The 23,760-nt window shown below is 64.7% G+C and carries 26 protein-coding genes; 10 read left to right on the top strand and 16 right to left on the bottom strand.

The window, feature by feature from the left end:
- Window positions 1-6: 6 nt before the first annotated feature.
- From TZ53_RS05505 to TZ53_RS05480, 6 genes are all read right to left on the bottom strand, one after another.
- A complete protein-coding gene (locus TZ53_RS05505; RefSeq protein ID WP_044660666.1) occupies window positions 7-960 on the bottom strand; it encodes an SDR family NAD(P)-dependent oxidoreductase in 954 nt (317 codons plus the stop codon).
- Window positions 957-1,832, bottom strand: coding sequence for an SDR family NAD(P)-dependent oxidoreductase (locus TZ53_RS05500; RefSeq protein WP_044660665.1), 876 nt, complete (start codon window positions 1,830-1,832; stop codon window positions 957-959). Before TZ53_RS05500 ends, TZ53_RS05505 begins: the two co-directional genes overlap by 4 nt.
- A 5-nt stretch (window positions 1,833-1,837) precedes the next feature.
- Window positions 1,838-2,596 carry an SDR family NAD(P)-dependent oxidoreductase gene (locus TZ53_RS05495; RefSeq protein ID WP_025550250.1) on the bottom strand — a complete coding sequence of 253 codons (759 nt, stop codon included), beginning with the start codon at window positions 2,594-2,596 and terminating at the stop codon, window positions 1,838-1,840.
- 26 nt (window positions 2,597-2,622) lie between these two features.
- Window positions 2,623-3,966: an aromatic ring-hydroxylating dioxygenase subunit alpha gene (locus TZ53_RS05490; protein WP_025550251.1), complete on the bottom strand. Its 1,344-nt coding sequence runs from the start codon at window positions 3,964-3,966 to the stop codon at window positions 2,623-2,625.
- A gap of 168 nt (window positions 3,967-4,134) precedes the next feature.
- Complete coding sequence (locus TZ53_RS05485) at window positions 4,135-4,950, bottom strand: SDR family NAD(P)-dependent oxidoreductase (RefSeq protein WP_025550253.1); 816 nt, start codon at window positions 4,948-4,950, stop codon at window positions 4,135-4,137.
- A gap of 10 nt (window positions 4,951-4,960) precedes the next feature.
- Window positions 4,961-5,437 carry a PaaI family thioesterase gene (locus tag TZ53_RS05480; RefSeq protein WP_083198938.1) on the bottom strand — a complete coding sequence of 159 codons (477 nt, stop codon included), beginning with the start codon at window positions 5,435-5,437 and terminating at the stop codon, window positions 4,961-4,963.
- Between the two features lie 150 nt (window positions 5,438-5,587).
- Between TZ53_RS05480 and TZ53_RS05475 the strand changes: the two genes are divergently transcribed.
- From TZ53_RS05475 to TZ53_RS05450, 6 genes are all read left to right on the top strand, one after another.
- Entirely contained in the window at window positions 5,588-6,493 is a 906-nt protein-coding gene (locus TZ53_RS05475; protein WP_229742582.1) for a crotonase/enoyl-CoA hydratase family protein, read from the top strand.
- A 121-nt stretch (window positions 6,494-6,614) separates the two neighbouring features.
- The gene (locus tag TZ53_RS05470) at window positions 6,615-7,595 is read left to right on the top strand and encodes a thiamine pyrophosphate-dependent dehydrogenase E1 component subunit alpha (protein WP_044660664.1); all 981 of its coding nucleotides are present in this window, start codon (window positions 6,615-6,617) and stop codon (window positions 7,593-7,595) included.
- Window positions 7,595-8,620 (top strand): alpha-ketoacid dehydrogenase subunit beta, encoded by a 1,026-nt coding sequence (locus tag TZ53_RS05465; RefSeq protein ID WP_170825573.1) that lies wholly within the window; start codon window positions 7,595-7,597, stop codon window positions 8,618-8,620. The genes TZ53_RS05470 and TZ53_RS05465 overlap by 1 nt, the downstream gene beginning before the upstream one ends.
- A gap of 20 nt (window positions 8,621-8,640) precedes the next feature.
- Entirely contained in the window at window positions 8,641-8,871 is a 231-nt protein-coding gene (locus TZ53_RS05460) for a biotin/lipoyl-containing protein (protein WP_025550263.1), read from the top strand.
- A 5-nt stretch (window positions 8,872-8,876) separates the two neighbouring features.
- Window positions 8,877-9,194, top strand: coding sequence for a DUF4286 family protein (locus TZ53_RS05455; protein ID WP_044660663.1), 318 nt, complete (start codon window positions 8,877-8,879; stop codon window positions 9,192-9,194).
- Window positions 9,191-9,934 carry a 2-oxo acid dehydrogenase subunit E2 gene (locus TZ53_RS05450; protein WP_025550267.1) on the top strand — a complete coding sequence of 248 codons (744 nt, stop codon included), beginning with the start codon at window positions 9,191-9,193 and terminating at the stop codon, window positions 9,932-9,934. Before TZ53_RS05455 ends, TZ53_RS05450 begins: the two co-directional genes overlap by 4 nt.
- Window positions 9,935-9,993: 59 nt before the next feature.
- Here TZ53_RS05450 and TZ53_RS25570 read toward each other — a convergent pair whose 3' ends face one another.
- Complete coding sequence (locus TZ53_RS25570; protein WP_025550269.1) at window positions 9,994-10,644, bottom strand: glutathione S-transferase family protein; 651 nt, start codon at window positions 10,642-10,644, stop codon at window positions 9,994-9,996.
- On the bottom strand, window positions 10,641-11,543 hold the full coding sequence (locus TZ53_RS05440; protein ID WP_025550271.1) for an SDR family NAD(P)-dependent oxidoreductase: 903 nt from the start codon (window positions 11,541-11,543) through the stop codon (window positions 10,641-10,643). The genes TZ53_RS25570 and TZ53_RS05440 overlap by 4 nt, the downstream gene beginning before the upstream one ends.
- Window positions 11,544-11,782: 239 nt before the next feature.
- Between TZ53_RS05440 and TZ53_RS05435 the strand changes: the two genes are divergently transcribed.
- Window positions 11,783-12,685: a LysR family transcriptional regulator gene (locus TZ53_RS05435; RefSeq protein ID WP_025550273.1), complete on the top strand. Its 903-nt coding sequence runs from the start codon at window positions 11,783-11,785 to the stop codon at window positions 12,683-12,685.
- Between the two features lie 4 nt (window positions 12,686-12,689).
- On the opposite strand, the gene TZ53_RS05430 is transcribed toward TZ53_RS05435, so the two are convergent.
- Window positions 12,690-13,550 (bottom strand): TauD/TfdA dioxygenase family protein, encoded by an 861-nt coding sequence (locus tag TZ53_RS05430; protein ID WP_025550275.1) that lies wholly within the window; start codon window positions 13,548-13,550, stop codon window positions 12,690-12,692.
- A gap of 109 nt (window positions 13,551-13,659) precedes the next feature.
- Between TZ53_RS05430 and TZ53_RS25565 the strand changes: the two genes are divergently transcribed.
- Window positions 13,660-14,295: a TetR/AcrR family transcriptional regulator gene (locus tag TZ53_RS25565; RefSeq protein WP_052628101.1), complete on the top strand. Its 636-nt coding sequence runs from the start codon at window positions 13,660-13,662 to the stop codon at window positions 14,293-14,295.
- A 30-nt stretch (window positions 14,296-14,325) separates the two neighbouring features.
- Here the strand turns inward: TZ53_RS25565 and TZ53_RS05420 are convergent, their stop codons facing one another.
- The 3 genes from TZ53_RS05420 to TZ53_RS05410 are packed head-to-tail and all read right to left on the bottom strand — an operon-like array spanning window position 14,326 to window position 16,618.
- Window positions 14,326-15,486, bottom strand: a complete 1,161-nt coding sequence (locus TZ53_RS05420; protein WP_044660662.1) for a thiolase — start codon at window positions 15,484-15,486, stop codon at window positions 14,326-14,328.
- Window positions 15,483-15,842: a Zn-ribbon domain-containing OB-fold protein gene (locus TZ53_RS05415; RefSeq protein WP_044660661.1), complete on the bottom strand. Its 360-nt coding sequence runs from the start codon at window positions 15,840-15,842 to the stop codon at window positions 15,483-15,485. Before TZ53_RS05415 ends, TZ53_RS05420 begins: the two co-directional genes overlap by 4 nt.
- 5 nt (window positions 15,843-15,847) lie before the next feature.
- The gene (locus TZ53_RS05410; protein ID WP_044660660.1) at window positions 15,848-16,618 is read right to left on the bottom strand and encodes an enoyl-CoA hydratase/isomerase family protein; all 771 of its coding nucleotides are present in this window, start codon (window positions 16,616-16,618) and stop codon (window positions 15,848-15,850) included.
- 166 nt (window positions 16,619-16,784) lie between these two features.
- Here TZ53_RS05410 and TZ53_RS05405 point away from each other — a divergent pair, with 166 nt between their 5' ends.
- The gene (locus TZ53_RS05405; protein WP_044660659.1) at window positions 16,785-17,963 is read left to right on the top strand and encodes an acetyl-CoA C-acyltransferase; all 1,179 of its coding nucleotides are present in this window, start codon (window positions 16,785-16,787) and stop codon (window positions 17,961-17,963) included.
- Window positions 17,964-18,020: 57 nt separating this feature from the next.
- Here the strand turns inward: TZ53_RS05405 and TZ53_RS05400 are convergent, their stop codons facing one another.
- The 3 genes from TZ53_RS05400 to TZ53_RS05390 form a co-directional block, all read right to left on the bottom strand.
- A complete protein-coding gene (locus TZ53_RS05400) occupies window positions 18,021-18,704 on the bottom strand; it encodes an SDR family NAD(P)-dependent oxidoreductase (protein WP_044660658.1) in 684 nt (227 codons plus the stop codon).
- 65 nt (window positions 18,705-18,769) lie between these two features.
- Window positions 18,770-19,318, bottom strand: a complete 549-nt coding sequence (locus TZ53_RS05395; RefSeq protein WP_044660657.1) for a nuclear transport factor 2 family protein — start codon at window positions 19,316-19,318, stop codon at window positions 18,770-18,772.
- 69 nt (window positions 19,319-19,387) lie between these two features.
- Entirely contained in the window at window positions 19,388-21,145 is a 1,758-nt protein-coding gene (locus tag TZ53_RS05390) for an N-acyl-D-amino-acid deacylase family protein (RefSeq protein ID WP_044660656.1), read from the bottom strand.
- Window positions 21,146-21,622: 477 nt separating this feature from the next.
- Between TZ53_RS05390 and TZ53_RS25560 the strand changes: the two genes are divergently transcribed.
- The gene (locus TZ53_RS25560) at window positions 21,623-22,915 is read left to right on the top strand and encodes a cytochrome P450 (RefSeq protein ID WP_025552200.1); all 1,293 of its coding nucleotides are present in this window, start codon (window positions 21,623-21,625) and stop codon (window positions 22,913-22,915) included.
- Between the two features lie 45 nt (window positions 22,916-22,960).
- On the opposite strand, the gene TZ53_RS05380 is transcribed toward TZ53_RS25560, so the two are convergent.
- Entirely contained in the window at window positions 22,961-23,713 is a 753-nt protein-coding gene (locus tag TZ53_RS05380; protein ID WP_025552201.1) for an enoyl-CoA hydratase/isomerase family protein, read from the bottom strand.
- Window positions 23,714-23,760: the final 47 nt, after the last annotated feature.

Here is a 23,760-nt window from a genome sequence, read left to right as displayed (position 1 = left end):
CCTCGCTCAGCCTCTTTCCACGTCCGGGCCGAAATCGGGCGTCTCGGCGGCCGTCCAGGGCAGATGGCGGAAATAGCGCGCGCCTGCTTCCGCCTGATTGTGCACGGGCGTGAGCAGGCTTTCGTCCCCGATCTCCCCGATCCTTTGGGCGACCCGCTCGGCGCTGATCTCCGCGTCGAAAATCTCCCCTGTTTCCGCGAAGATCAGGCTCGACAGGCGACCGCCGCCCGTCAGCAGGATGCGGCCGGTCTCGGTGCAATCGCGGCTCAGGAACCAGGCCATTGCCGCCGCCACCTTCTCGGGCGGCAGGTTGTCGCGGAACCAGGCGACCGTGGAGGGATCGGGTATCTGCTCGATCAGCCGGGAATAGGATGTCGGCATCACGGCATTCACCACTATGCCCAGCGGCCCGCCCTCAATCGCGGCGTCCAGCGTCAAGCCCAGCATGCCCGCCTTGGCCGCAGCATAAGGGGCATTGCCGCCGACGCCAAGCGCGCCGTTGGAACTGACATTGAGGATGCGGCCATGGCGCTGCGCCGCCATATGCGGCCAGGCGGCGCGCATCAGATGGTGGCCACCGATCAGGTTCGTCGCATAATGGCGCTCGATCGCCTCGTCATCATGGGCGGTGAAGGGTCCGGCAATACCCGTGCCGGCATTGTTGACCAGAACATCGATCCGTCCAAAGGCACTCAGGGCCGTTTGGACGATGGCCCGCGCATTCGCCGCCGTGCCGACCGCCAGACCATTGGCGATCGCCTGCCCACCCGCCGCCGTGATTTCCGCGACCACCGCTTCGGCTGGAGCGGAACTGCCATTCTGTTCGCCCAGAACGCCGCCGCCATAGTCGTTGACGACCACGGCGGCGCCGCGCCGCGCCAGTTCCAGCGCATAGGCGCGCCCCATGCCACCGCCTGCTCCCGTCACGATGGCCGTCTGGCCGGAAAAATCGATGGTCATGCTGTCATCGCCTTCACCAGTTCCGGCATGATCTCCGCGCCGGACGCAAAAGAGCTGGTCCATTCGGGCTGCGCGGTCAGGCCCCGCATCACGCTGTCGATGTCGCCTTCCGACAATTGGCGAACCGGCCCTTCCAATATCTGGACGCGGCGGACATGGCCTGCGCCCGCATGATAGATGCCGCCCGAGGTCGAACATCTGTCGCTGCATAGCCAGCCAACGACCGGCGCGACATGATCGGGCGAGGCATAGTCGGCCCATTCCGCCGGAATGCTGCCCGAGGACATAGGCGTATAGGCTGCGGGAGCGACGACATTGACGCACAGGTCCGCGCCAGCCGGGACATCGATCGCCAAAGAACGGGCGAGGCCCACCATCGCCGCCTTGGACGCCGCATAATCGGCCGATCCGACCTGTCCCCACAGTCCGGCGCTGGAGCCGGTCAGCACGATCCGCCCATAGCCCGCTTTCACCATGGCGGGCCACACGGCCTTCAGCCCCACCAGCACGCCGCGCAGGTTGATGTCGAGCAACGCATCCATTTCCTCCAGCGTCACCGTGCCGAAATCGCGGAACGCCTGAACACCCGCATTGCTGACGAAAATGTCGGGCGCGCCGAAATGCCGCCCGGCGATCCGCACCATTTCGGCGGCGGCCTGCGGCATCTGCACAGGCCCGTCATGCGCGACCGCCCGGCCGCCTGCCGCCACGATCTCCTCCACGACGGCCCGCGCCGAGGATGAGCCGTCCGGCGCCGGACGGTTGCTCACGACCACGGCGCAACCATGGGCGGCGAGCCATTGCGCATAGGCGCGGCCCAGCCCCTTAGCGGCGCCGGTGACGATGGCGGTGCGGCCCGAAAGGTCGAGCATCCCGCTCACAACATCATCTGCCCGCCGTCGACATTGATCGTCTGGCCCGTCACATAACGGCTGTCCTCGCTCGCCAGGAACAGCACGGCAGGGCCGATGTCCTCTGCGCAATCGCCCAGATAGCCGAGCGCGATCAGCTTCATGACCTTCTCCGCTTCTTCCGGGAAGTCCTTCACCCATTGTTCGGCAATGGGGCTGAGAGCGGCCGGGCAGATCACATTGACGCGGACTTTATATTTGCCCAGTTCCCGCGCGGCGGTGCGGGACAGGCCGCGAATGGCCTCCTTGGTCGCGGCATAGGCGGCGAATCCGACGCCGCCATGAATCCCCTCATAGGAACCGAAATTGATGATCGATCCGCCCTTTTCCTTCATATGCGGGACAGCCGCCTGCATATGCTGGAACGTTCCATAGAGACCGGATTCGATCGTCAGCGCGAACAGCGCGTCGTCCGTATCCTCGAACATGGTGCCGGGTTTGGACGTCTGGGCGTTGTTGACCAATATGTCGAGCCCGCCGAACAGTTGGACCGCCCTGGCGACGGCGGCCTCCGCATCGGCGCGCACGCCGGCGGTCCCCGCGATCCACGCCGCTTCGCCGCCCTCCGCCTTCAAGCCGGCGACCGCCGCTTCCAGCTTGTCGGGCGTGCGGCCGGTGATCAGCACCTTCGCGCCTTCCCGCAGGAAAACCTGCGCGATGCCCAGACCCACGCCCTGGCCGCCGCCGGTGACGATCGCGACCTTGCCGCTCAATCTGCCAGCCATATTCTCTCCTTTTGAATCTTTTGGGGTCAGGCGCCGATGAACTCGCGCAGCGCCCGGTGGAAATTCGACACGCTCCGTTCCTGCACGGGATTGGTGCGCGATCCGGTGAAGCCCGTGGAGCGCATGCCCCGCTGCACTTCGGTCATATTCTCGAAATCCTGCGTCAGGATCAGGCCCCAGGCGTCATGATCGCGCCAATCCTTGAATTCCTGCCGTTCCAGCGGCGGCTCCTGTCCTTCGGGATAGAGGACCAGCGAATAGACTTCGAAGATGCACCGTTCCGGATCATTGCGGTCGGGACGCGCGCGATAGGCGAGCATCGCATCGGGCGCGGGCAGGAAGACCATGTTCGGGAACAGGTGCCAGTCCGCCCCGGCTCGCCCGATCTCCTCCGGCGTCAGCGATGGGAAGGGGATGCCGCGTTCCTGCGCCGCCTCGAAGGCGATCTGGCCATATTTCATCAGCACGTCGAGCAGGGAGGCGTCCTCCGGCAGTTCGTCGACAAGCCGGTCCGCCAGTTCCGCCATGTGCGGCGGGATCGAGGCTTTCAGATCCTCCTCCAGCATCAGGACGAAGTCGCGGACGTTGCGGCGATAGTCGACCTGCGTGCTGGCAAGCCGGGGGGAGCGCTCGCCCAGCGAAATGCGCCCCGGCGCAAGCTGGTAACTGCCATGGCGTCCCTCGGCAAAGGACAGGGCCTCGTCATCGTGGACGGGCAGCAATTGGGTATGGGTCGTCTGGACGTGATAGCCCTCGTTGAAGGCTTCCAGCGCGGTCTTCCAGTTGCAGTCGATGCCCGTGCGCTTGTACCAGCGATAGCGCATCTTCTCGAACGGATAATTGCGGAAAACATCCGGAATGGGCGAGAGGAAGTCGAGCAGCGGTTCGGCATCCCCGTCCATGCAGATGAAGACGAATCCGCCCCAGCGATCAACCCGGACTTGCGGCAGGGCGATGTCCTCGTCCTTCAGGCTGCCGTCCCAATTATCGCGGTCGACCACATGGGCGATGGTGCCGTCCAGCTTCCAGGACCAGCCATGAAAACGACAGTACAGGCGGGCGGCATGGCCGCACCCTTCCGTCAGGCGGCGGCCGCGATGCTGGCACGCATTATGATAGGCCGCGATCCTGTCCGCCGCGACACGCACGACGATGATGGATTCGTCCAGCACGTCATAGGTCACATAATCCCCGACGCGGGGAATCTCCTCCTCGCGGCAGGCCATCTGCCAGGTGCGGGGCCAGAGCCGCCGTTGTTCCAGCCGCGCGAAATCGCGGCTGACATAATCTTCCTTCGGGATGAAATCCTCTGGCCCTGCCTTTTTCCTGCGGGTGATCTTCGGCTGTAGCGCGGCGGCTGGCTGGTTCACGATTGCTGCCCTCTCCTGAGACCTTGCCATCAGCTTCCCGCGCCCACATGGCGCAAGTCAATGTCGCGGGTCCACGCGGCCCGGATCATCGCCAGTCTGATCCCTGCCCGCCCGATCGGATGGATTTACCGTCAACCGTTCGGCTGCGAGAAGCGGATCATGGCAGGCTCACATCGGCGGCGACGCGCCGTCATGGGCCGCGATGGAGGCCATGATCTCCGCCGTGGTGGGATTGCGGCGCAGCGTCAGCCCGCCCGTCACATGGAAGGTCTGGCCCGTCATGAAACATTCGTCGCTGGCCATGAACAGCGCCGCATTGGCGATGTCTTCCACCGTGGTGATCCGGCCCAGCGGATATTCCTTCGCATAGGCCTCCACCATGCCGGGCACGTTGAACCCGCCCAGCATCGGCGTGATGGTCAGGCCCGGCGCCAGGATGTTCGCGCGGATGCCATGCCTGCCATATTCATAGGCGACAAAGCGCGTCATCTGGTTGAGCGCGGCCTTGGCGCCCATATAGCTGCAATGATCGTCGGACATGATGTCGGCCACGGCGGAAGAGATGTTGACGATCGCGCCGCCCCTTCCGTCCGGCCGTTCCCGCTTCATCGCGCCGACCATCACCTGCATGAAGAACAGCCCGCCCTTGAAGATGACGGAGAGGATCGAATCGATCTGCTCCTCCGTCTCCTCCTCGAAGGGCGCGAGGAAGCCGATGGCCGCCGCATTGACGGCGATGTCGATCGCGCCATGCCGCGCCAGCACCGCGTCCGCCAGCGACTGGATCTGGTCGCGGCTGCGGATGTCGCACGGAATGGCGGTGGCTCCGGTCGCGGCGGCGAACGCGTCCAGCCCTTTCTGGCCGCGACCGGACACGACGACATGCGCGCCTTCCTCCAGGAAGCGATGGGCGATCGCCTGTCCCATATTGCCTTCCCGCGTCGCGCCCATGATCACAGCGACCTTGCCTGACAGACGGCCCATGATGCTCTCCTTATCCATTCTGTTCCGACGACCGCGCGATCAGCGATTCAAAGTCGCGATGGGGCGGGAATTTGCGGCGGAAGACCGCATTGGCGCGCAGCGCTATCTCGCCGTCCGCGCTGAAGCGGCATTGCGCGAAGCCAAGATTGGGCGTCCAGCGCAGAACCTCCGCCCGTCCTTCCACCCATTGGCCTTCCGCCGCCGCGCCCAGGAAGTCGATGCTCATCGAAACGGTGGGCCCGCTCAGTCCTGTCACGAACCCGACATTCACGCCCATGACCACATCGGCCATCGTGGCCCAGGTGCCGCCATGACAATGGCCGCGCGGGTTGCAGTGCTGCTGTCCGACATGAAAGCCCAGCGTCACATGGCCGTCCGCTTCCCGGCGGATGTAAACCGGGTCGAAGCCGCCGATCACATCGTCCATCCGGTCCAGCCGGTGGAAGCCCGCCGGCACGTCCGCCATCCTCGCCTTTGCATTTTGCATAAGCGGCAGGACTGCGCCCTCCACCCGGACGGGGCAAGACGGGGAGGGTGCAAGGATCACATGGCCGATAGGCGGCGGGGCCAGCCTCGCCAGCGCGGCACGGGGCGCGCTATGCTGGCGCGATAGGGATTTGGAGAGCGGAACATGGGCATGAAATGGCTGAAATCGACGGACTGCATCAGCTTCGCGGTGCGCGACAATGTGGCCCGCATCACCCTGAACCGCCCCGAAAAGCGCAACGCCCTGTCGGGCCAGATGCTCAAGGAATTGCATCAGGCGCTGCTGGAAGCGGACGACCGGCGGGACGCCAATGTCATCCTGCTTTCGGGCGAGGGCAGGGATTTCTGCGCTGGCTACGACCTGACGGACAGCTATGGCGGCGCGGCCGACGCGGCGACGGACTATCATCCCGCCGCCTATCGCAGCCGCGCGGGGACCATCGACGACGACATCTGGAATCTGGAGCGGCAGCAGGAGCTGACCTCCATCATGCTGGACCTGCACAAGCCGATCGTGGCGAAGGTGCAGGGCAATTGCCTGGCGGGCGGCACCGACCTCGCTTTCTCCTGCGACATCGTGCTTGCCGCCGACGACGCGAAGATCGGCTTCCCCGCCGCCCGCGCCAACGGCACGCCGCCGACGAACCTGTGGTTCTATCATTGCGGTCCGCAGTGGACCAAGCGCATGCTGTTCACCGGCGACACGATCAGCGGCATCGACGCGGCGCGCATCGGCATGGTGCTGGAAGCCTATCCGGCCGAGGAACTGGATTTCGAGGCGGATGAGATGGTGCGCCGCATCGGCAGCGTCGACGCGGAAATACTCGCCACGCACAAGCGCGTCGTCAATGCGCAGATGGAGCTGGCGGGGGCGAAACAATCCCTGCGCTATGCCGCCGAACTCGATGCCCGCGCCCATCTCAGCACCGGCCCGCGCCGCAGCCGGTTCCGCAAGGACATGGCGGAAAAGGGATTGAAGGAAGCGCTTGCCAATCGCGACGCGCCGTTCGGCAAGGGGCGGATAGAGCTTCGCGCCCGCCGTCCCCGGCCGGAATAGGGACGCCGCCTCATCCTTCACAATTGCGATATGGCAGGGGCGGGGCTTTCCTGCCCGCCAAAACATGGCAGATGCTGGACGGCGTATAGCGAAAATCCGGCCTTTCGAAAGGACGTCTGAAATGAGCAACAGGGCAACCCCCGATGCGGCGACACAGTTAGAGATCTACCGCCGCATGGCGCTGATCAAGGCGAATGACGAACGGTCGCGCAAGGTCATCATGAACGGGCGGCTGGTCATGCCCTATTACAGCCCGCGCGGTCAGGAAGTGATCCCCAGCGCCATTTCGGTCAATCTGACGGATGAGGATTATATCTGCACCATCTATCGCGGCAGCCACGACCAGCTAGCCAAGGGCCTGCCGCTCAAGGATCTGTGGGCGGAGGTCGCCGGCCGCACCACCGGCACCTGCAAGGGGAAGGGCGGTCCGATGCACGTCACCTATCCCGCCAAGGGCATCATGGTGACGACCGGCATCGTCGGGTCCACCATGCCCATCGCCAACGGCCTTGCCTGGGGATCGCAGCTGCGCGGCGACGGTCGCGTGACGGTCGCCTCCTTCGGGGATGGCGCGGCCAATATCGGCGCCTTCCATGAATCGCTCAATCTGGCCGCCGTCTGGAAGCTGCCGGTGATCTTCGTGTGCCAGAACAATGAATGGGGCGAGCACACCGCCTATGACAAGACCAGCAACGTCAAGGTCGCGGATCGCGCCGCCGCTTATGGCATGCCGGGCGTGCGGGTGGACGGCAACGACCCCTTCGAAATGTACGCCGTGGCGCAGGAGGCGATCGCCCGCGCCCGCGCCGGAGAGGGGCCGACGCTGATCGAGGCGATGACCTATCGCTTCTTCGGCCACGTCTTCGGCGATGCCGACGCCTATATGGACAAGGCGCGCAAGGCCGATGCGATGGCGAACGATCCCGTCCCGCGCTTCCGCGCGCAGCTCATCGAAACCGGCGTCGCGACGGAGGAGCAATTGGCCGAAATGGAAGCCGCCATAGAGAAGGAGATCGACGAAGCGGTCGAATTCGCGCTGGCAAGCGACTTCCCCGGCGTGGAGGAACTGAAGCGCGACGTGTTCGCGGAGGAGATGGCCTGATGAACGCCGAGACCCCAATGGCCCCCGCAAATATTGTGAAGGCCGCCAAGGCGAATATCCTCCAGGGCATCAACGCCGCCATCGCGGACGCCATGGAGGAGGATGAGAATGTCATCGCGCTGGGCGAAGACCTGGCCGATCCGGAGGAAGGCGGCGTCTGCGGCGTCACCAAGGGGCTGTCGTCGCGCTTTGGCGAGCATCGCGTGCGCTCCACGCCCATTTCCGAACAGGCGATCATCGGCGCGGCCATCGGTGCCAGTCTGGTGGGCTTCAAGCCCATTGCCGAGATCATGCTGATGAACTTCACGACCGTGGCGATGGACATGATCGTCAACCATGCGGCGAAGCTGCGCTTCATGTCGGGCGGGCAGACCCATGTGCCCATCGTCATCCGCACCATGACGGGGACGGGTTTCGCCAGCGGCGGGCAGCATTGCGACTATCTGGAAGCCTGGTTCGCGCATACGGCGGGCATCAAGGTGGTCGCGCCCTCCAGCCCGAAGGACGCCTATGGCCTGATGCGCAGCGCCATCGACGATCCCGATCCGGTGCTGTTCATCGAGAATCTGCCCACCTACTGGTCGCCCGCCGAAGCGCCGGAAAAGGGCCATCGCGTGCCCATTGGCAAGGCCAATGTGCTGAGCGAGGGCAGCGACGTCACCATCATCGCCTATGCCCGCATGATCCAGGAGGCGATGCCCGCCGTCGCCAAGCTGAAGGAAGCGGGCATCTCCGCCGAACTCATCGACCTGCGCACCATCGCGCCGTGGGACAGGGAAACGGTGGTGAAGTCGGTCGCCAGGACCGGCCGCGCCATCATCGTGCATGAGGCGGTGACGCCCTTTGGCGCCGGCGCGGAGATCGCGGCTGTGCTGAACGAGGAACTGTTCGGCAGGCTCAAGGCCCCGGTCCGACGGCTGGGCGGCGCTTTCTGCCCGGTTCCCTTCTCCAAACCGCTGGAAACCGCCTTCGCCCCGCAAACCGCCGACATCGTCGCGGCGGCAGAGGCCCTCGTCAAATCCTAATATCGCTCAGGGAGTTCCCAATGGCTGTTGAAGTATTGCTGCCCAAGATCGGCTTTTCGATGAATGAAGGCACGCTGGCCGAATGGCTGGTGGAAGATGGCGGCCAGGCCGTCGAAGGCCAGCCGCTCTATGCGCTGGAATCGGAAAAATCGACGCAGGAAGTGGAAAGCCCCGCCAGCGGCACCCTCAGGATCATCGCCCAGATCGGGGAAACCTATGAGGTCGGCACCCTTCTGGCGACCATCGGCTAAGCCCGATGCGCTACATCCTGCATGTCACCTCGCGCGCGGTGGCCGGGCGCGAGGCCGAATATGACCGCTGGTATGATGAGGTCCATTCGGTCGAGATGTGCCGGTTGCCGGGCATCCTGTCCTGTACCCGCTACAGGGAACTGGACATGACCGGAACCGAAACCGGCCTGTTCGTTGCCGATTATGAGGTTGAGACGAACGATCCCGCAGCCCTGCTGAATAGCGTGTTCGCGGCGGCGCCGACCATGCGGCTGACGGATTCCATCGACATGGAAAGCCCGCGCTTCACATTCCTCAAGCCAACGGGGCCTGAGCGCATATGAGCGATCTCCTGGCAGGTCTGGCCCCCTGGCCCACGGGCGACTTCTCAGTCTTTGGAGAGGTCGAGCAGCGCCCCCTCAGCAAGATCCAGAAATTCGTCGCGGCCTTTCTGGGCCGCAACTGGGTCGCCATTCCGCACGTCACCCATCAGGACGATGCGGACATCACGCAATTGGAGGAACGGCGCAAGGCGCATAACGCGGCGGGCGGCACGAAGCTGACCGCCGTGCCGCTGCTGGTGAAGGCGCTGGCCGACGGCCTGGCCGCCTTTCCGCAATTCAACGCCTCGCTCGATCCGGCGAGCGGCATGCTGACGCTCAAGAAATATGTGCATGTGGGCGTGGCGGTGGACACGCCGGGCGGCCTGCTGGTGCCGGTCATCCGGGACTGCGACCGCAAATCCGCGACGCAGATCGCGGAGGAGGTTGCCGCCCTTTCCGACAAGGCGCGGACCAAGGGCCTGTCGATGGCGGAAATGTCCGGCGGCTGCATCACCCTGACATCATTGGGGCATATTGGCGGGACCGGCTTCACGCCAATCGTCAACGCGCCCGAAGTCGCCATTCTGGGCGTCACGCGCGCCCGGCCGGTGCCGGTCCCGGGGGATGACGGCGGGATTGCGTGGCGGCAGATGCTGCCTCTGTCGCTCAGCTATGATCATCGCGTGATCAATGGTGCGGATGCGGCGCGTTTTTGCCGCTTCATCGCCGACCGGCTGGCGGCGGCCGACCTCTTCGCCTGAAAGCCGAAATGCGGTGCTGAACGAAATGCGGTTCTGGGGACGTCTCGTCTTTCGGCGGATCATTTTCCCGCTCTCATGGCCGCGAGCGCGTCCGCCGTCTCCGTCCAGATCGCGCCCATGTCCGGATGCCGGCGCGCTTTCGCCCGATAGCCCGCCAGATTGGGGCAGTCCGCGAGAGGATCGTCGAGCCCGAAGATTTGGGCGACCACCTCGCACAGCAACAGGCTGGGCAGCAATATGCAGTCCGCCTTGCTGATGGCGCCGCCCGCGGCGAAAGGGGCGTCTGCCGTGAACCGGTCGGTGAGCGCCAGCCCGTTGCGCCAATTGGCGATCTCGGCCGCGACCGTCGCCTCGTCGCGGGTCACAGGGTCCATCTGCTTGAACAAACGCGACATGGCAGGCGTGGCATAGAGTTCGAAACTGCGGATGATGTTGCGCATCCGCACCCGTTCGCCCGTATCGGCGGGCAATAAGGATGGAGCAGGGAAGCGCTCGTCCAGATAGTCGATGATGGTCTCCGATTCGGCAATCGCCAGCCCGTCGTCCGTCACCAGCACCGGCAATTTCCCGATCGGATTGATCGCCAGAAATTCGGGCGACCGCGTGCCGCCGCCCGGCGGAGGCTGCATGGCATAGTCCAGCGTCTTGACGCGCAGCGCCAGCCGCACGCGGGCGGCGAAGGGCGAAAGGGTGACGGCATAGAGGATCATGCCTCATCTCCATCGCGATAGAGGCGCGCCAGCGTGCCTGCGAGCGGCGTCGGCACGAAACCGTCGCCAAAGGGCCAGTCCAGCATGCCCGCCGCCGCCATGGTGCCGCCGTCGACATGCAGCGTCATGCCCGACACGAAGGTGGACAGGTCAGAACCCAGGAACAGCACGGCATCGGCCAGCGCATCGACCGGCGGCTGCTCGCCCCTGGGGATGTACATTTCCAGGCCCTTGCCCTGGGCGTGAGCGGGCAGCCTGGCAAAACCCTCCGCGAAGGAGGGGGGCATGGCGGCCATATTGCCCCGGCTCAATGTCGTGTCCGGCGCGATGCAACTGACGCGGATCCTGTCCTTGCCCAGTTCCACCGCCATCGAACGGGTGAAGTTCGTCGTCGCCGCCTTGGCGCCCGCATAGACCGAAAAGCTGGCGGCGCCGCGATGCGCCTCTATGGTGGTGAAATTGACGATGCTGCCGCCATCGCCGGAACGCTTGATCAGCGGCACGGCGCGCTGCACTGACTGGACGACATAGCCATAGTTGCGATGGATGTCCCGGGCGATGTCGGCCCGGCTGGCTTCGGACAGCAATTGCCGCTTCGTTCCGCCCGCCACGTTCACCACTATGTCGAGACGTGGGCAGGCGCGTTCGACCTCGTCGTAAAAGGCGTCCAGCGCGGCTTCGTCGGTGGCATCGACGACCATGGCCGTGACCTGGCGGCCCATGGACCTGACCGCTTCCTCCGTCCCCGCCAGCGCAGCCGCATCGATGTCGCAGATCGCAAGGTCCACCCCGGCCTTGGCCAGCGCCAGCGATATGCCTGCCCCAATGCCGCCTCCGCCGCCGATGACGGCCGCCACTTTGCCGGCCAGATTGGCGCGTTCGTCCAGAAAACCGCTCATTCAGGACTCCTCTCCGGATCATGTTGTTGCAGGGTTGCATGCAATGCGGCAAGGACGCCGCGGCAGACATCAAAAGGCCGATGAGATGGGGAGGAAGCCTATGCCGCGCGGCATTCCGATGTAGGATGCACGGCTCGACCATCCGGAACTTCCACAGCCTTGCCGAACGCTTCCTCGCATTTCCCTATTCCGGTCCGCCTGCGGCTCTGGACCGTTGCTGACCGCGGCAGGAGCAGAAGATGGATCGACTGACCGCGATGGAGGCCTTCGTCGCCGTGGCTGAGGCCGGTTCCTTCACACGCGCCGCGCTGCGCCTCAACATCTCGACGCCGATGGTCACCCTGCATGTCAGGCGGCTGGAGGAACATCTGGGCGTGCGGCTGTTCAACCGCTCGACGCGCCGCGTCGACCTGACCGCCGAAGGGGGCCATTATCTGACCTATGCGCAGGCTGCGCTGGACGCCGTGGCCACGGCCGACATGGCGGTGCGGCCGGGGGCAGGCATAGCGGGACGCGTGCGGCTGGATGCCCCGGCCTCCATGGGGCAGGCGTTCGTCATGCCAGCACTGGCCGAATTCCAACGGGCCCATCCGCAGCTGATCCTCGACCTGACGCTAGGCGATCGAGGGACTTTCTTTCGCGTCGACGGCTTCGACCTGGTCATCCGCGCGGGCGAAGCGCCGCCCACGGGATGGAAGACCCTGACGCTCGGCACGACAAGGCTGATCTGCCTGGCATCGCCTGACTATATCGCACAGCACGGCCAGCCGTCGGAAGCCGATGACCTGACTCAGCATCGCGCCATACTCTATGCCAGCGTGGAAATGCCGGGCGGCAATCCGCTTCAATTGCGGCACGGCGACCGCACCGTCCGCGTGCGACCGCCGACGGCCTTCACATTCAACGACGGCGCGGCGATATTGTCCGCAACCCTCGCCGGTCTGGGCGTCGGCCAGACGCTGGAAATGCTGGCCCGCGACCATATCCGCGCCGGTCGCCTGATCCCGCTGCTGCCGGAAGCGAACTGGCCCCGGCTGCCTGTCGTGCTGATGGGCGCCCCGGATCGTATCGCCCTGCCGCATGTGCAGGCCGCGCTCGCCTTCCTGACGGAGCGGATCGACTGGCGCCTCGACCCCGGCTGATCCGTCAGGCCGCCAGATCGGCCGGCCTGCACAGCGCGGGCGTGCCCTTGGTGCTGATCCGGTAGAGCAGCCGCCGCTTGCCGGGTTCGTCGGAATATTCGATCGGCGTGGCGCTGTGCAGCACCTGGAAATTGTCCCACAGGAAGATGTCGCCGGCCTCGACCTTGTAGCGCGTGACGAACCGGGGCTGCGTGCAATGGGCGCGCAACCGGTCGATCAGCGCGCGCCCCTCGTCAACGTCCAGCCCCTCCGCGCCGAAGGCCGAACCGGACAGATAGAGCGCCTTTCGTCCCGACACCGGATGACGCATCACCAACGGATGCGAAACAATGCCGTGCCGTGCGGTATTTTCCGGAATGAAGGGAATCTTCTCGCCCGGCAGGGCCGGGGACCCGCCCAGGCAATGCAATCCGGTGAGCCCGTCGATCCTGGCCTTCATGTCCTCGTCCAGCGCATCATAGGCCATGACCGTGCTGGCGATCAGCGTTTCGCCGCCTTCATCGGGCGTTTCCACACCATAGAGCATGGTCACGCTGGCGGGCACCGCTTCATAGCTGCTGTCCTGATGCCAGAATTTGGCGCCGTCGCGATAGCGCTCGGGCGTGGCGGCGGCATTGGTGATCCGGATCATCTCCGGAAAGTCATCCTTCCTGTGCGACGGCAGGTGGAACATCAGCGGGTCGCCCCATTGATGGCCAAAGGCGACATAGTCCGCATCGGTCAGCCGCTGCCCGCGTATCGCGAGAATTTGATGTTCGTGCAGCGCCGCGATCAAGGCGCGCAAGGTCTCGTCGCTCTGGGGGACGGAAAGGTCGACGCCTTCGACGATGGCGCCGAAGGGACCGGGCATGGCGCTGATGATCATGGGGAATCCTCTCAATTTCCTGGGAGGCATCATAGGCTCCAACAAAAATAAAGCAAATGCTTTAATATGAGGTCTGGCCATCCTTTGCGGGCCAGCTACAAGCATCGCCATGGCCTCCTCTTCCCGCAGCGAAACCACCCGCCGGCAGCTTTGCCTCGCGGCAGAGACATTGGTGGCGCAATCGGGGATCGGCGTGGCGACGCTGCGCGCTGTCGCGATTGCCGCCGGGCAGAAGAACACCGCCGCCGTCAGCTATCATTTCGGCAGCGTGGAGGAACTGCTGCGCGCCGTCATCGACATGCGGCTCCGGGATACGGAGGCGGAGCGCGCACGGATGATCCGGGAAAGCGGTCCCTCGCTGGAGGATGTTGACGCCTTCACCGCCTGGCGCTGCATGATGCGGCCCTATTTCCTCCTTGACGATGAACAGACGCCGCACGCCCATATCCGGTTCATGATGCACATGAGCGCGGCGGGCCTGCTCAGCGATCCGTTCGATGCGCGCATCCCGCGGCCCGGCGCGCCCAGCATCGCGGCCCTGCTGGAGCGGTTGCACGCCGCGCTGGCCTGGCTGCCGCCGCAACTGGGCCGGGTCCGCATTGCGCTGGCGGGGACGATGATGTGGAATGCGGTGGCGCTGTTCGACAAGCATGGCTTTGGCGAGGAGCAGCCCGCGCTGGAGATGGAGACGCTGCTCACCGATGTCGAGAAACTGGTGCGGCTGGTGTTGAGCGCACCCGCCTAAAGGAGGGCAGGGCGCGCCCATTCCGCCCTGCTATACGGTTTCGGCCGTTCCCAGCACGACCGTCGCTTCGCTCGACAACACGCCGCCATTGCCATGCGCGACGGCAAGGCGGGCATTCTTGACCTGCCGTTCGCCGCATTCGCCGCGAAGCTGACGCGTGGCTTCCACCAGCAGGAACAGGCCATACATGCCCGGATGCACGCAGGACAGGCCGCCGCCATTGGTATTGAGCGCCAACCCGCCGCCCGGCGCGACATGCCCGCCCGAGACGAAGCGTCCGCCTTCCCCCTTGGGGCAGAAGCCCAGATCCTCCAGGAACAGGATGGGCGTGATGGTGAACGCGTCGTAGAGCATCGCCACATCCATGTCGGCGGGCTTGACCCCGGCCTGCGCGAAGGCCTGCGGACCGGAAATCGCCGCCCCCGTCACGGTGAGGTCGGGCATGGAGCTGATTTCGCGATGGGTGACAGCATGGGCCGCGCCCAGCACATGGACCGGCGCCCTGGCGCAATCCTTCGCCCGGTCGGCGCGCACCATCACCACGGCGGTCGCGCCGTCGTTGAACAGGCAGCAATCGCGCACGGTCAGCGGATCGGACACCATCCGCGCCTTCAGCACATCCTCGATGCTCAGCGGATCGCGCACAGCCGCTTCCGGATTCAATTGCGCCCATTGCCGCGCCGCGACCGCCACTTCGGCCAGTTGCTCGCGGGTGGTGCCGTAGAGATGCATGTGCCGGCTCGCCGCCAGCGCATAGGAGGAGAGGGGAGCGAGCGGCTTGTACGGCGCTTCCCACGGGCTCTGGCGCGTCATGCCGACGCCGGGCGGCGGGTTGCTCGCCGGGTTTGAGCCATAGGCGATCAGCGCGCAGTCGATCAGCCCCGCCTCCAGCGCGAGCGCCGCCTGCTGCACATAGACTTCGAAAGCGGAGCCTCCGGTGCGGTTGCAGTCAGTGACCTTCGGCGTCAGGCCCAGATATTCGGCCAGTTCCATGCCGCCCAGCGCCTCATAGGGCGCGGAGGTGTAGAGCGCATCCACTTCCGACAGGGCAATGCCCGCATCGGCCAGCGCCAGCAGCGCGGCCTTCGCCGCCATGTCCACGGCGGACAGGCCGGGGCATTGGCCGATGCCATAGGTCGACGCGCCCACGATCGCGGCGCGCCCGCGCGGAAATCCATTGCCCATGCTCATGCGGGCACGAAGACGAGCAAAGGCTTGTCCCCCTCCTGGATGATGCTGGCCCTGACGGCCATGCCGATATGGATGTCATCGACCGGCACGCCATCGACGCGGCTCATGAGGCGCGGTCCTTCGGCCAGGTCGACCAGAACGACGCTGTAGCTGTCGGCCGGGTCCTTCTTGCGCACGATGGTGACGGCATGCACCGAGGCCGCGCCGGATGCGCTCACCCATTCCAGATCCTCCGCGCCCGTGCCCGGCTCCATGACGCGGGGGTAGAAAACATGGCCGCCGGTCGACCGGCTGCGCTGGATCATGAAACGACCCTCGGCCAGGTGCGCGCGCCATTCCGCTTCGGGCTGGAGCATCCGCGTCACTCGCCCCGGAACAGCGGCTTGCGCTTTTCGCGGAAGGCCGCCAGCCCTTCCTCATGGTCTTCGGTGCGGCTCATCAGCGGCTGGATCGCGGCCTCCAGCTCCAGATATTGCTCGAACCCGTTGTTCCAGCTCAGATCGAACTGGCGCTTTGCCATGCCCATGGCGATGCTGGGGCCGGACGCGAAGCTTTCCGCCAGTTCCATCGCCCGGTCCATCAATGCATCCTGGGCGACCTTCTCATAAGCGATGCCCATGGCCACCGCTTCGTCGGCACGGATGATGCGGCCCGAATAGACCAGTTCCTTGGCCTTCTGCACGCCCAGCGACTGGCGCAGGTGCCAGACAAGGCCGCCATCGGGCGCCAATGCGATGTTGCGGAATATCGCGGCAAAGCGGGCCTGTTCGCCCGCCAGCACGATGTCGCAGGCCAGCGCGTAGGAAAAGCCCACACCCACGCATATGCCCGGCACGGCTGCAATGGTCGGCTTCTTGAGCGAATATATGGCCTTCGCGATGCGGTTGAGCGTGTACATCCGGTCCATCGATCCGGTGACGCCGCCCTTGCGCATGCCCGATACGTCCATGCCCGAACAGAAGTCGCCACCTGCTCCGGTCAGGATGACCGCGCGCACGTCCTGATCCATCGCGATGTCCTCGAACGCGCCATATAGCTGGCCGCGCATCTCCTGGGTGATCGCATTCTTGGTCTGCGGGCGGTCAAGCGTCACGATCGCGACCGGACCCTGCTTTTCGACGATGATGGTCATGGGGAGCGCTCCCTGTTTCTTGTCAAACCTGCTTTGTGGACCGGCATGGTCCGGGTCAAGAATGGCGCGCGGCTTCATCAAAGACGTGATGAGGCAAGCGCCTTTATGGAAAGCCGCGCCATCAGCCCCTATCTGCGCCCCAGCTTCTGACGGGAGATTTCGAAGCATGAAGGATGCGGCCATCGTCGCCACCGCGCGCACGCCGATCGGTAAGGCGCACCGGGGCGCTCTCAACAATATCCATGGCGCGACGCTGGCGGCGCACTCCATCCGCGCCGCCGTGGAACGTGCCGGAATCGATCCGGGGGAGATCGATGACGTCCTGCTGGGATCGGCGCGGTGCGAAGGCGCTGTGGGTTCCAACGTCGCGCGCCAGGCTGCGTTGCGCGCGGGCCTGCCGATCAGCGTGTGCGGCATGACGCTGGATCGAAAATGCTCCTCCGGTCTCCAGACCATCGCCATCGCCGCGCAGCGCATCCGCAGCGGGGAGGGGGGCGTCTATGTAGCCGGCGGCGTGGAAACCGTCAGCCTGGTCGACCCGCATCGCAACCTATTTCGCAGCAAGGACGAATGGCTGCTGGACCATAAGCCCGAAATCTACATGGCGATGAACCTGACCGGCGACATCGTGGCCCGCCGCTACGGCATCAGCCGCGAAGCGCAGGATGCATTCGCCGTGACGAGCCAGTCTCGCACCGCGAACGCCCAGGACAAAGGCTGGTTCGACGAGGAGATCGTGCCGGTGGCCACGACGAAGAATGTCGTGGACAAGGCGCTGGCCGTCACGGGTCAGGAAAAGGTCACGCTGACGCAGGACGAATGCAACCGGCCCGGCACGGACATGGAGGGGCTCGCCAAGCTGAAGCCCTTGTTCGAAGGCGGTTCGGTGACGGCGGGCAATTGCAGCCAGTTGTCGGACGGCTCCAGCGCCTGCGTCATCATGGACGCGGACGAAGCGGCGCGGCGCGGTCTGCCGATCCTGGGTCTCTACAAGGGCATGCAGGTGGCTGGATGCGAGCCGGACGAAATGGGCATCGGGCCGGTCTTCGCCGTGCCGAAGCTGCTCGACCGGGCCGGGCTTTCGGTATCCGACATCGACATTTGGGAACTGAACGAGGCTTATGCCAGCCAGGCGCTCTACTGCATCGACCGGCTGGGCATCGACCGGGCCAGGGTCAATGTCGACGGCGGCGCCATTTCGATCGGACACCCGTTCGGCATGACCGGATCGCGCATGACCGGCCATGCCCTGCTGGCCGGCAAGCGGCTGGGCGCGAAGAACGCCGTCGTCACCATGTGCATCGGCGGCGGCATGGGCGCCGCCGCGCTGTTCGAAATCATTTGACGGCCAGGCGGGCGATGGCGCCCGCTTGCCGCTTCCTTTGCGGCAGGGCGGGGACGTTCAACCGCCCTTCGTCACCGGAATCAGTGCTCCACTGACGGCGCGTGCCGCCGGCGAGGCAAGGAACTGGATGACCTCGGCAATCGCGCCCGGTTGCACCCATTGGCTGAAGTCGGCATCCGGCATGTCGGCGCGATTGGTCGGCGTGTCGATAATGCTAGGCAGGATCGCGTTCACCGTGATGTCCTTGCCCGCCAGTTCGGCCGCCAGGCTCTCGGTCAATTTATGCACGGCCATTTTCGATGCGGCATAGCCGCCCATGCCCGCTGCGGCGACGACGGCGCCCCCCGCGCCGATGTTGACGATGCGGGCTTGCGCCGCCTTCTCCAGTTCCGGCAGGGCCGCCTTGGTCATGTTGACGCAGGTGGTGGCGTTCATCGCGAACATGCGGTTCCATGTCGCGCTGCCTCCATCCGCCAGCGTCTCCCATATGAAGCCGCCCGCGACATTGACCAGCACGTCGATCGATCCCAGCGTTTCCACGATGTCCGCCACCAGCTTCTGCGTTGCGGAGAAGTCGGTCAGATCGACGCCGCCCATGTCGAAGCAGCCCGCCGGAGTCTCCGCCGGGGCGGGGGCGTAATCGACCCGCGCTACCCTGTCTCCTGCTGCCGCGAAGGCAGAAGCGACGGCGCCGCCCAATATCCCGAAAGCGCCGGTGACGACGACAGTTCGTGCGGTCATGCAATATCCTCTGGTCAGATGTTGAACCTGTCATATCCATATATTCGGCAAGTGGAGCGGGCAAATCAGCCCGCCGCAGCCTTGCGCACCAGCGGCCGGACATAGGAGATGTCGCTCTTGTCGCGCCGGTTGGGGCCTGTGCTGAAGATGCGCGCCTTCCATTCGTCGGGAATTTCGGCCGCCGTCAGCGTCGCCGTCATTTCATTGACGCAGACCCTGTCGGCAATGCGCCACTCGCCGTTGCGCCTTTCGAACCGGTCCACATAGCGGCCGAAGCTGAGCTGGGGCGGTGCGCCCTTATTCTCGCCCCAGAAAGTATAATAGGTTTCCCCATGCGCCGTCTCGCCGTCGATCTCGACCGTGTGGTTGCTGATCGCGTGATGATGCCTGGTCTGGAATTCGCCATGCCATCCGATCGCCCAGTCGACGAAATCGGCGGCATAGCCTTCCGCAACGCCATGATCGTCGAAAGCGTCGGGCCAATAGGCCGACAGCATCAGTTCGCGGTCGTGCCGGTCGACGCCGCGCGTATAGCGCAGCAGGCAATCGTGGATGGCGGTGCGGTCCTTCATCTCCTGAAGGAAGGCGATGAGGTCGGGCGTGAGTTCGGTCATGGCAATCCCCTCTGCGCTGTCGGTGCATGGGCGGGCGAGGCGGCGGTCCGCTTCGCCCGCCCTGATCCTTCAGGCCGGCTGCAGGCTCTTTTCGGGCGCGGTTTCCGGCGCTTCCTTGCCCCCGCGCACGAGGCGGCCGGGCAGCGCGCCCGTGGAGCGGCCGTTGCGATAGGTGACCACGCCGCTCACGATCGTCGCGTCATAACCGTCCGCGCGCTGTTGCAGGCGGCGGCCGCCCGTCGGCAGATTATAGACGACATGCGGGGCGTAGAGGTGCAGCCTTTCCATGTCGATGATGTTGAGGTCCGCCTTGTACCCCGGCCTGATCAGGCCGCGGTCGTGCAGGCCGACGGCATGGGCCGGCTCATAGGTCAGCTTGCGCACGGCGTAGGGCAGGTCGACCTTCCTGTCGCCCTTGGCGTCGCGCACCCAATAGGTCAGGAAGTAGGTGGTATAGGCGGCGTCGCAGATCATGCTGTAATGCGCGCCGCCATCCCCCAGCGCCGGGAAGGTCCTGTCGTTCTTCACCAGATTGCGGCCGGAGCTTTCGAACTTCTCGCCTTCCGAATTGCCGAGAGGACGATAGAGCACTTCCCGCCCGTCGCGCTGGAGCAGCGCGTCATAGATCAATTCCTTGGGATCGACGCCCATGGCGCGGGCGCGGGCGCCGATGCTCTCGTCGCTGCGGGGATTGTAGTTCGGCGGATTGCCGAGCACGAACATGGCGTCAAGATCGGAGATGACATAGACGAAGAAGGCCTGCGGATCGTCCGGCTCCTCCGCGATCAGCTTCTTGCGGAACTCCGGATCGCGCATCCGTTCCACCTTCTCCTCCAGCGGCAGATGCTCGATAGCGCGGAAGCTGGGGTTGAAGGAGAAGGGATGCATGGACAGTTCAAGGCCCAGCAGCGCGCCGGTCGGACGCGGAATGATCTGGCCGCGCACTTCCAGGCCTTTATGTTTGGAGGCCTCCAGCCGGGCGACCATTTCCTGCCAGTCGCCTTCGCCCTTGGGCGTCTGCATGAAGGTGAAGGAAACCGGGCGGCCCGACGTCCGCGCAATGTCGTCCAGCAGGTCCATGCGCTCGGCCGCCGTCACGTCATAGCTGGGCACCATCTGGAACACGCCTTTGCCGGCGTCGCGCAGGCCCTCGGCCAGCGCCAGCACTTCCTGGTCCTCGCTCTTGACCGAAGGGGCGGGGCGACCGTCGCGGAACTGGTGCGCATAGCTGCGCGACGTGGTGACGCCCAGGGCGCCGGCGTGGATCGCCTCCGCAGTAAGGCGGCGCATTTCCGCCAAATCCTCTTGCGTCGGCGGTTCCAGATTGGCGCCGCGTTCGCCCATCACATAGACGCGCAGAGGACTGTGCGGCAATTGCGCGGCGAAATCGATGTCGCTTTCGCGCTTCTCCAGCGCATCCAGATATTCGGGGAAGGTTTCCCAGTTGAACGGCACGCCTTCGGCCATGACGACTTCGGGAATGTCCTCTACGCCTTCCATCAGCTTGATCATCAACCTGCGATGCTCGGGACGGGAGGGAGCGAAGCCGACGCCGCAATTGCCCATGACCACCGTCGTCACACCATGATCGGAGGAGGGGGCCAACCTGTTCTCCCAGGTGATCTGCCCGTCATAATGGGTATGCACGTCGACAAAACCCGGCGTGACGATGCGGCCGGCGGCGTCGATCTCTTCCCGCGCGATGCCCTGGACATCGCCCACCGCCGCGATCAACCCGTCCTTGACGGCGACATCTGCAACGAACGGCTCTCCGCCGCTGCCGTCATATATGCTACCCCCCCGGATGATGAGATCATAGTCGGGCATGAATGCTTCCTCTCAACTTGGCCTTCGGGCCTGTGATCTGATTGAGCAGTTCGATCGCAAAGCCTGCATCGCGGCCATTGCATCCTGTCAGCACGGAAGCCTGACTTATGGCCGCCCATGTGCCAAGCCGTCTCGTCCCGCACCGCGCCACATTTCAGATAAGCGATACCTGCACGGCCGATGGAGGAGGAGGAGGAAGAAGGAAGGAAGCAACGCCAAAATCCACGAAAGTACGATAATATATCTTATGTTAAATCAAATTGCGGCCGCTTCCAGCCTGTTCGTCCTGCCCAGCTTCATGGCGGCGGGCTGCGTTTACCTGATGATGGGCCGCTATCCTCGACACAAGGACTAAGCGCTGTCCCACCAATGCCCGCCCGGAGGACTCCACCGATAGTTAGGCCCCTAAAGGACTTTTCGTTCAATCCCGGAACAGCACCCCTTATGCTTCCGTCCGGCATCATGACGGAGGATGGGATGACTGAAATCACCAGGGCGAAGACACAGGAGCCCAAGGAACGGCGGCTGAAGACTGCGGTCGATCATGTCTTCGATCCTTTGGACCCGGAAACGATCCGCAATCCTGGCCCCGCCTATTCGGCGCTTGCCGCCCAATGTCCCTTTTATCACTATAAGGGAGAGGAATATCAGTTCTACATCACCAGCGATTACAAGGAAATTCGCGACAAGATCCTGTCCGACAATCCCATATGGTCGTTCAAATGGGGCGATGCACCCATGGATTGGGAAGCGTTCAGCGATTTCGGGATATTGACCGATCCCCCCTTCCACCTCGAATATATCGCCGCCCTGCGCAGGGGGATGACGCCGGCCCGCATGCGCTATTATCTGCCGGAGGTGGAGACGATTGCGGAAGATCTGGTCTCCGGACTGGAAAGTCGGGCGGACAAGCAGGGCAATTTCCACGATCTCTTCTGCCTCCCGCTGCCTGCCCGGACCATGTGTTTCATGCTGGGAGCCGACCAAGCGCTCCATGCCGATTACAAGCGCTGGGCGGATGAATTGCAGTCGCTGCTGTTCAACGACAGGAATCCGAACGCCGAACAGACGCTCATCGCGGAAATCCAGCCACATTTCATGGGCCTGATCGAAGCGCGCAGGCAATTGTTGCGCGACGCGGGCATCGATGAACCGACCCATGAACATTGGGGAACGGTGCTGCCGTTCGACTATATCTCGCTCGGTCTCGTCAGCCGCGTGGAGGGTAGGCGCTTCAACGACATGGAATTGTTCCAGATCTGCACCGCGCTATTGACCGGAGGGCAGGAAACGACCACCAGCCTGCTCACCAATGTGGTCTGGCGGCTGCTGGAAGCCCCCGAACGGTGGGAGCGGTTGAAGGCCGAGCCGCATCTGGTGGAAAATGTGATCGAGGAAAGCCTGCGCTTCGATCCGCCGATCAATTCCCATTTCCGCACCAGCCTGTGCCCGGTACAGATGCATGGCGCGGAGCTGCCCGAACGCAGCAAGCTCATGTTCTCGATGATGGGGGCCAATCGCGATCCGGACATCTTCCCCGATCCCGACAGCTTCATCATGGATCGGCCGCTCAACCAGGTGAAGCGGCATTTGTCCTTCGGCTATGGCGTTCATTTCTGCCTGGGGGCGCCCATCGCCCGCCTGGAGGCGCAGGTCGGCTTGCGGAAGCTGGTCGAACGCCTGCCCGATCTGCGTCTGACGGGAAGTCCCGAGCGGATCGATAGCTGGATCTATTGGGGACAACGCCAACTGCCTGTCGCCTGGGACTGATCACCTCTTTTCGTGCACTGAATGGCGATGGACACGGTGCGGCGATCATCGCGCCTGTCCCTGCATCCCCGCAAGGATCGCCATGCCCTCCATGGCCAGTCCCTGATCCAGTTCCGCGGCCAGCCGCCCCTTGATCTCACGCGTAAGCAGCATGCGGGTATAGCGGTTGGCAATGGCGGGTCGCGCGGCAATCGTGCGGGCCAGTTCCCACGCGCGGGGCATCAGGGCTTCGGGCGACAGCACCTCCCCCACCAGGCCCAGCGACAGGGCTTCGGCCGCGCCGATCTCCTGCCCCGTCATCAGGAAATAACGGCCGCGGTTCGGCCCCAGCAGCATCGGCCAGATGCTGTGCACGCCGTCGCCCGGCACCACGCCGGCCAGCGCGTGCGGCCTGTCCGCAAAGACGGTCTCTTCGGCCGCCAGCACGACATCGGCCAGCAGCGCGATCTCCGCATGGATGAAGGCGGGTCCGTTGACGGCCGCCAGCACCGGTATCTCGATCGCCAGCAGATTGTTGAGCAGCGCCCTGCCCTCGCGGAAGATCACGTCCCACGTCGCCGCGCCCATCTGCGGCATGTCGCAGTCCATGTCGAACTCCGCGCAGAAGCTGTCGCCCGTGCCGGTGATCAGCAGCACGCGCGCGTCGGGATCGGCGGCGACCTGCGCGAAGGCGATGCCCAGTTCCCTGTGCAACCCGCCCCAGAGCGCCCATTTGGCCGGGCCGCCGCGATGGTGGATGCGCAATTCGACGATCCCGTCATCCTGCGTCATTATGATATTGTCGAACGCCTCGCCCATCGCTCTTCCCCTCGTCCTTTTCCGTGCTATCAAGTGCATACTTGATA

The sequence above is a fragment of the Sphingobium sp. YBL2 genome (assembly GCF_000943805.1).
Lineage (GTDB): Bacteria > Pseudomonadota > Alphaproteobacteria > Sphingomonadales > Sphingomonadaceae > Sphingobium > Sphingobium fuliginis.
Note: the sequence above shows the minus strand (reverse complement) of the source record. Positions and strands in the feature narration are given on the sequence as shown.

Coding starts and splice junctions, on each gene's coding strand:
- TZ53_RS05505 (WP_044660666.1), bottom strand. CDS start 960: ATGACCATCGATTTTTCCGGCCAGACGGCCATCGTGACGGGAGCAGGC.
- TZ53_RS05500 (WP_044660665.1), bottom strand. CDS start 1,832: ATGCTCGACCTTTCGGGCCGCACCGCCATCGTCACCGGCGCCGCTAAG.
- TZ53_RS05495 (WP_025550250.1), bottom strand. CDS start 2,596: ATGGCTGGCAGATTGAGCGGCAAGGTCGCGATCGTCACCGGCGGCGGC.
- TZ53_RS05485 (WP_025550253.1), bottom strand. CDS start 4,950: ATGGGCCGTCTGTCAGGCAAGGTCGCTGTGATCATGGGCGCGACGCGG.
- TZ53_RS05480 (WP_083198938.1), bottom strand. CDS start 5,437: ATGCAAAATGCAAAGGCGAGGATGGCGGACGTGCCGGCGGGCTTCCAC.
- TZ53_RS05475 (WP_229742582.1), top strand. CDS start 5,588: ATGAAATGGCTGAAATCGACGGACTGCATCAGCTTCGCGGTGCGCGAC.
- TZ53_RS05470 (WP_044660664.1), top strand. CDS start 6,615: ATGAGCAACAGGGCAACCCCCGATGCGGCGACACAGTTAGAGATCTAC.
- TZ53_RS05465 (WP_170825573.1), top strand. CDS start 7,595: ATGAACGCCGAGACCCCAATGGCCCCCGCAAATATTGTGAAGGCCGCC.
- TZ53_RS05460 (WP_025550263.1), top strand. CDS start 8,641: ATGGCTGTTGAAGTATTGCTGCCCAAGATCGGCTTTTCGATGAATGAA.
- TZ53_RS05455 (WP_044660663.1), top strand. CDS start 8,877: ATGCGCTACATCCTGCATGTCACCTCGCGCGCGGTGGCCGGGCGCGAG.
- TZ53_RS05450 (WP_025550267.1), top strand. CDS start 9,191: ATGAGCGATCTCCTGGCAGGTCTGGCCCCCTGGCCCACGGGCGACTTC.
- TZ53_RS25570 (WP_025550269.1), bottom strand. CDS start 10,644: ATGATCCTCTATGCCGTCACCCTTTCGCCCTTCGCCGCCCGCGTGCGG.
- TZ53_RS05440 (WP_025550271.1), bottom strand. CDS start 11,543: ATGAGCGGTTTTCTGGACGAACGCGCCAATCTGGCCGGCAAAGTGGCG.
- TZ53_RS05435 (WP_025550273.1), top strand. CDS start 11,783: ATGGATCGACTGACCGCGATGGAGGCCTTCGTCGCCGTGGCTGAGGCC.
- TZ53_RS05430 (WP_025550275.1), bottom strand. CDS start 13,550: ATGATCATCAGCGCCATGCCCGGTCCCTTCGGCGCCATCGTCGAAGGC.
- TZ53_RS25565 (WP_052628101.1), top strand. CDS start 13,660: ATGGCCTCCTCTTCCCGCAGCGAAACCACCCGCCGGCAGCTTTGCCTC.
- TZ53_RS05420 (WP_044660662.1), bottom strand. CDS start 15,486: ATGAGCATGGGCAATGGATTTCCGCGCGGGCGCGCCGCGATCGTGGGC.
- TZ53_RS05415 (WP_044660661.1), bottom strand. CDS start 15,842: ATGCTCCAGCCCGAAGCGGAATGGCGCGCGCACCTGGCCGAGGGTCGT.
- TZ53_RS05410 (WP_044660660.1), bottom strand. CDS start 16,618: ATGACCATCATCGTCGAAAAGCAGGGTCCGGTCGCGATCGTGACGCTT.
- TZ53_RS05405 (WP_044660659.1), top strand. CDS start 16,785: ATGAAGGATGCGGCCATCGTCGCCACCGCGCGCACGCCGATCGGTAAG.
- TZ53_RS05400 (WP_044660658.1), bottom strand. CDS start 18,704: ATGACCGCACGAACTGTCGTCGTCACCGGCGCTTTCGGGATATTGGGC.
- TZ53_RS05395 (WP_044660657.1), bottom strand. CDS start 19,318: ATGACCGAACTCACGCCCGACCTCATCGCCTTCCTTCAGGAGATGAAG.
- TZ53_RS05390 (WP_044660656.1), bottom strand. CDS start 21,145: ATGCCCGACTATGATCTCATCATCCGGGGGGGTAGCATATATGACGGC.
- TZ53_RS25560 (WP_025552200.1), top strand. CDS start 21,623: ATGACTGAAATCACCAGGGCGAAGACACAGGAGCCCAAGGAACGGCGG.
- TZ53_RS05380 (WP_025552201.1), bottom strand. CDS start 23,713: ATGGGCGAGGCGTTCGACAATATCATAATGACGCAGGATGACGGGATC.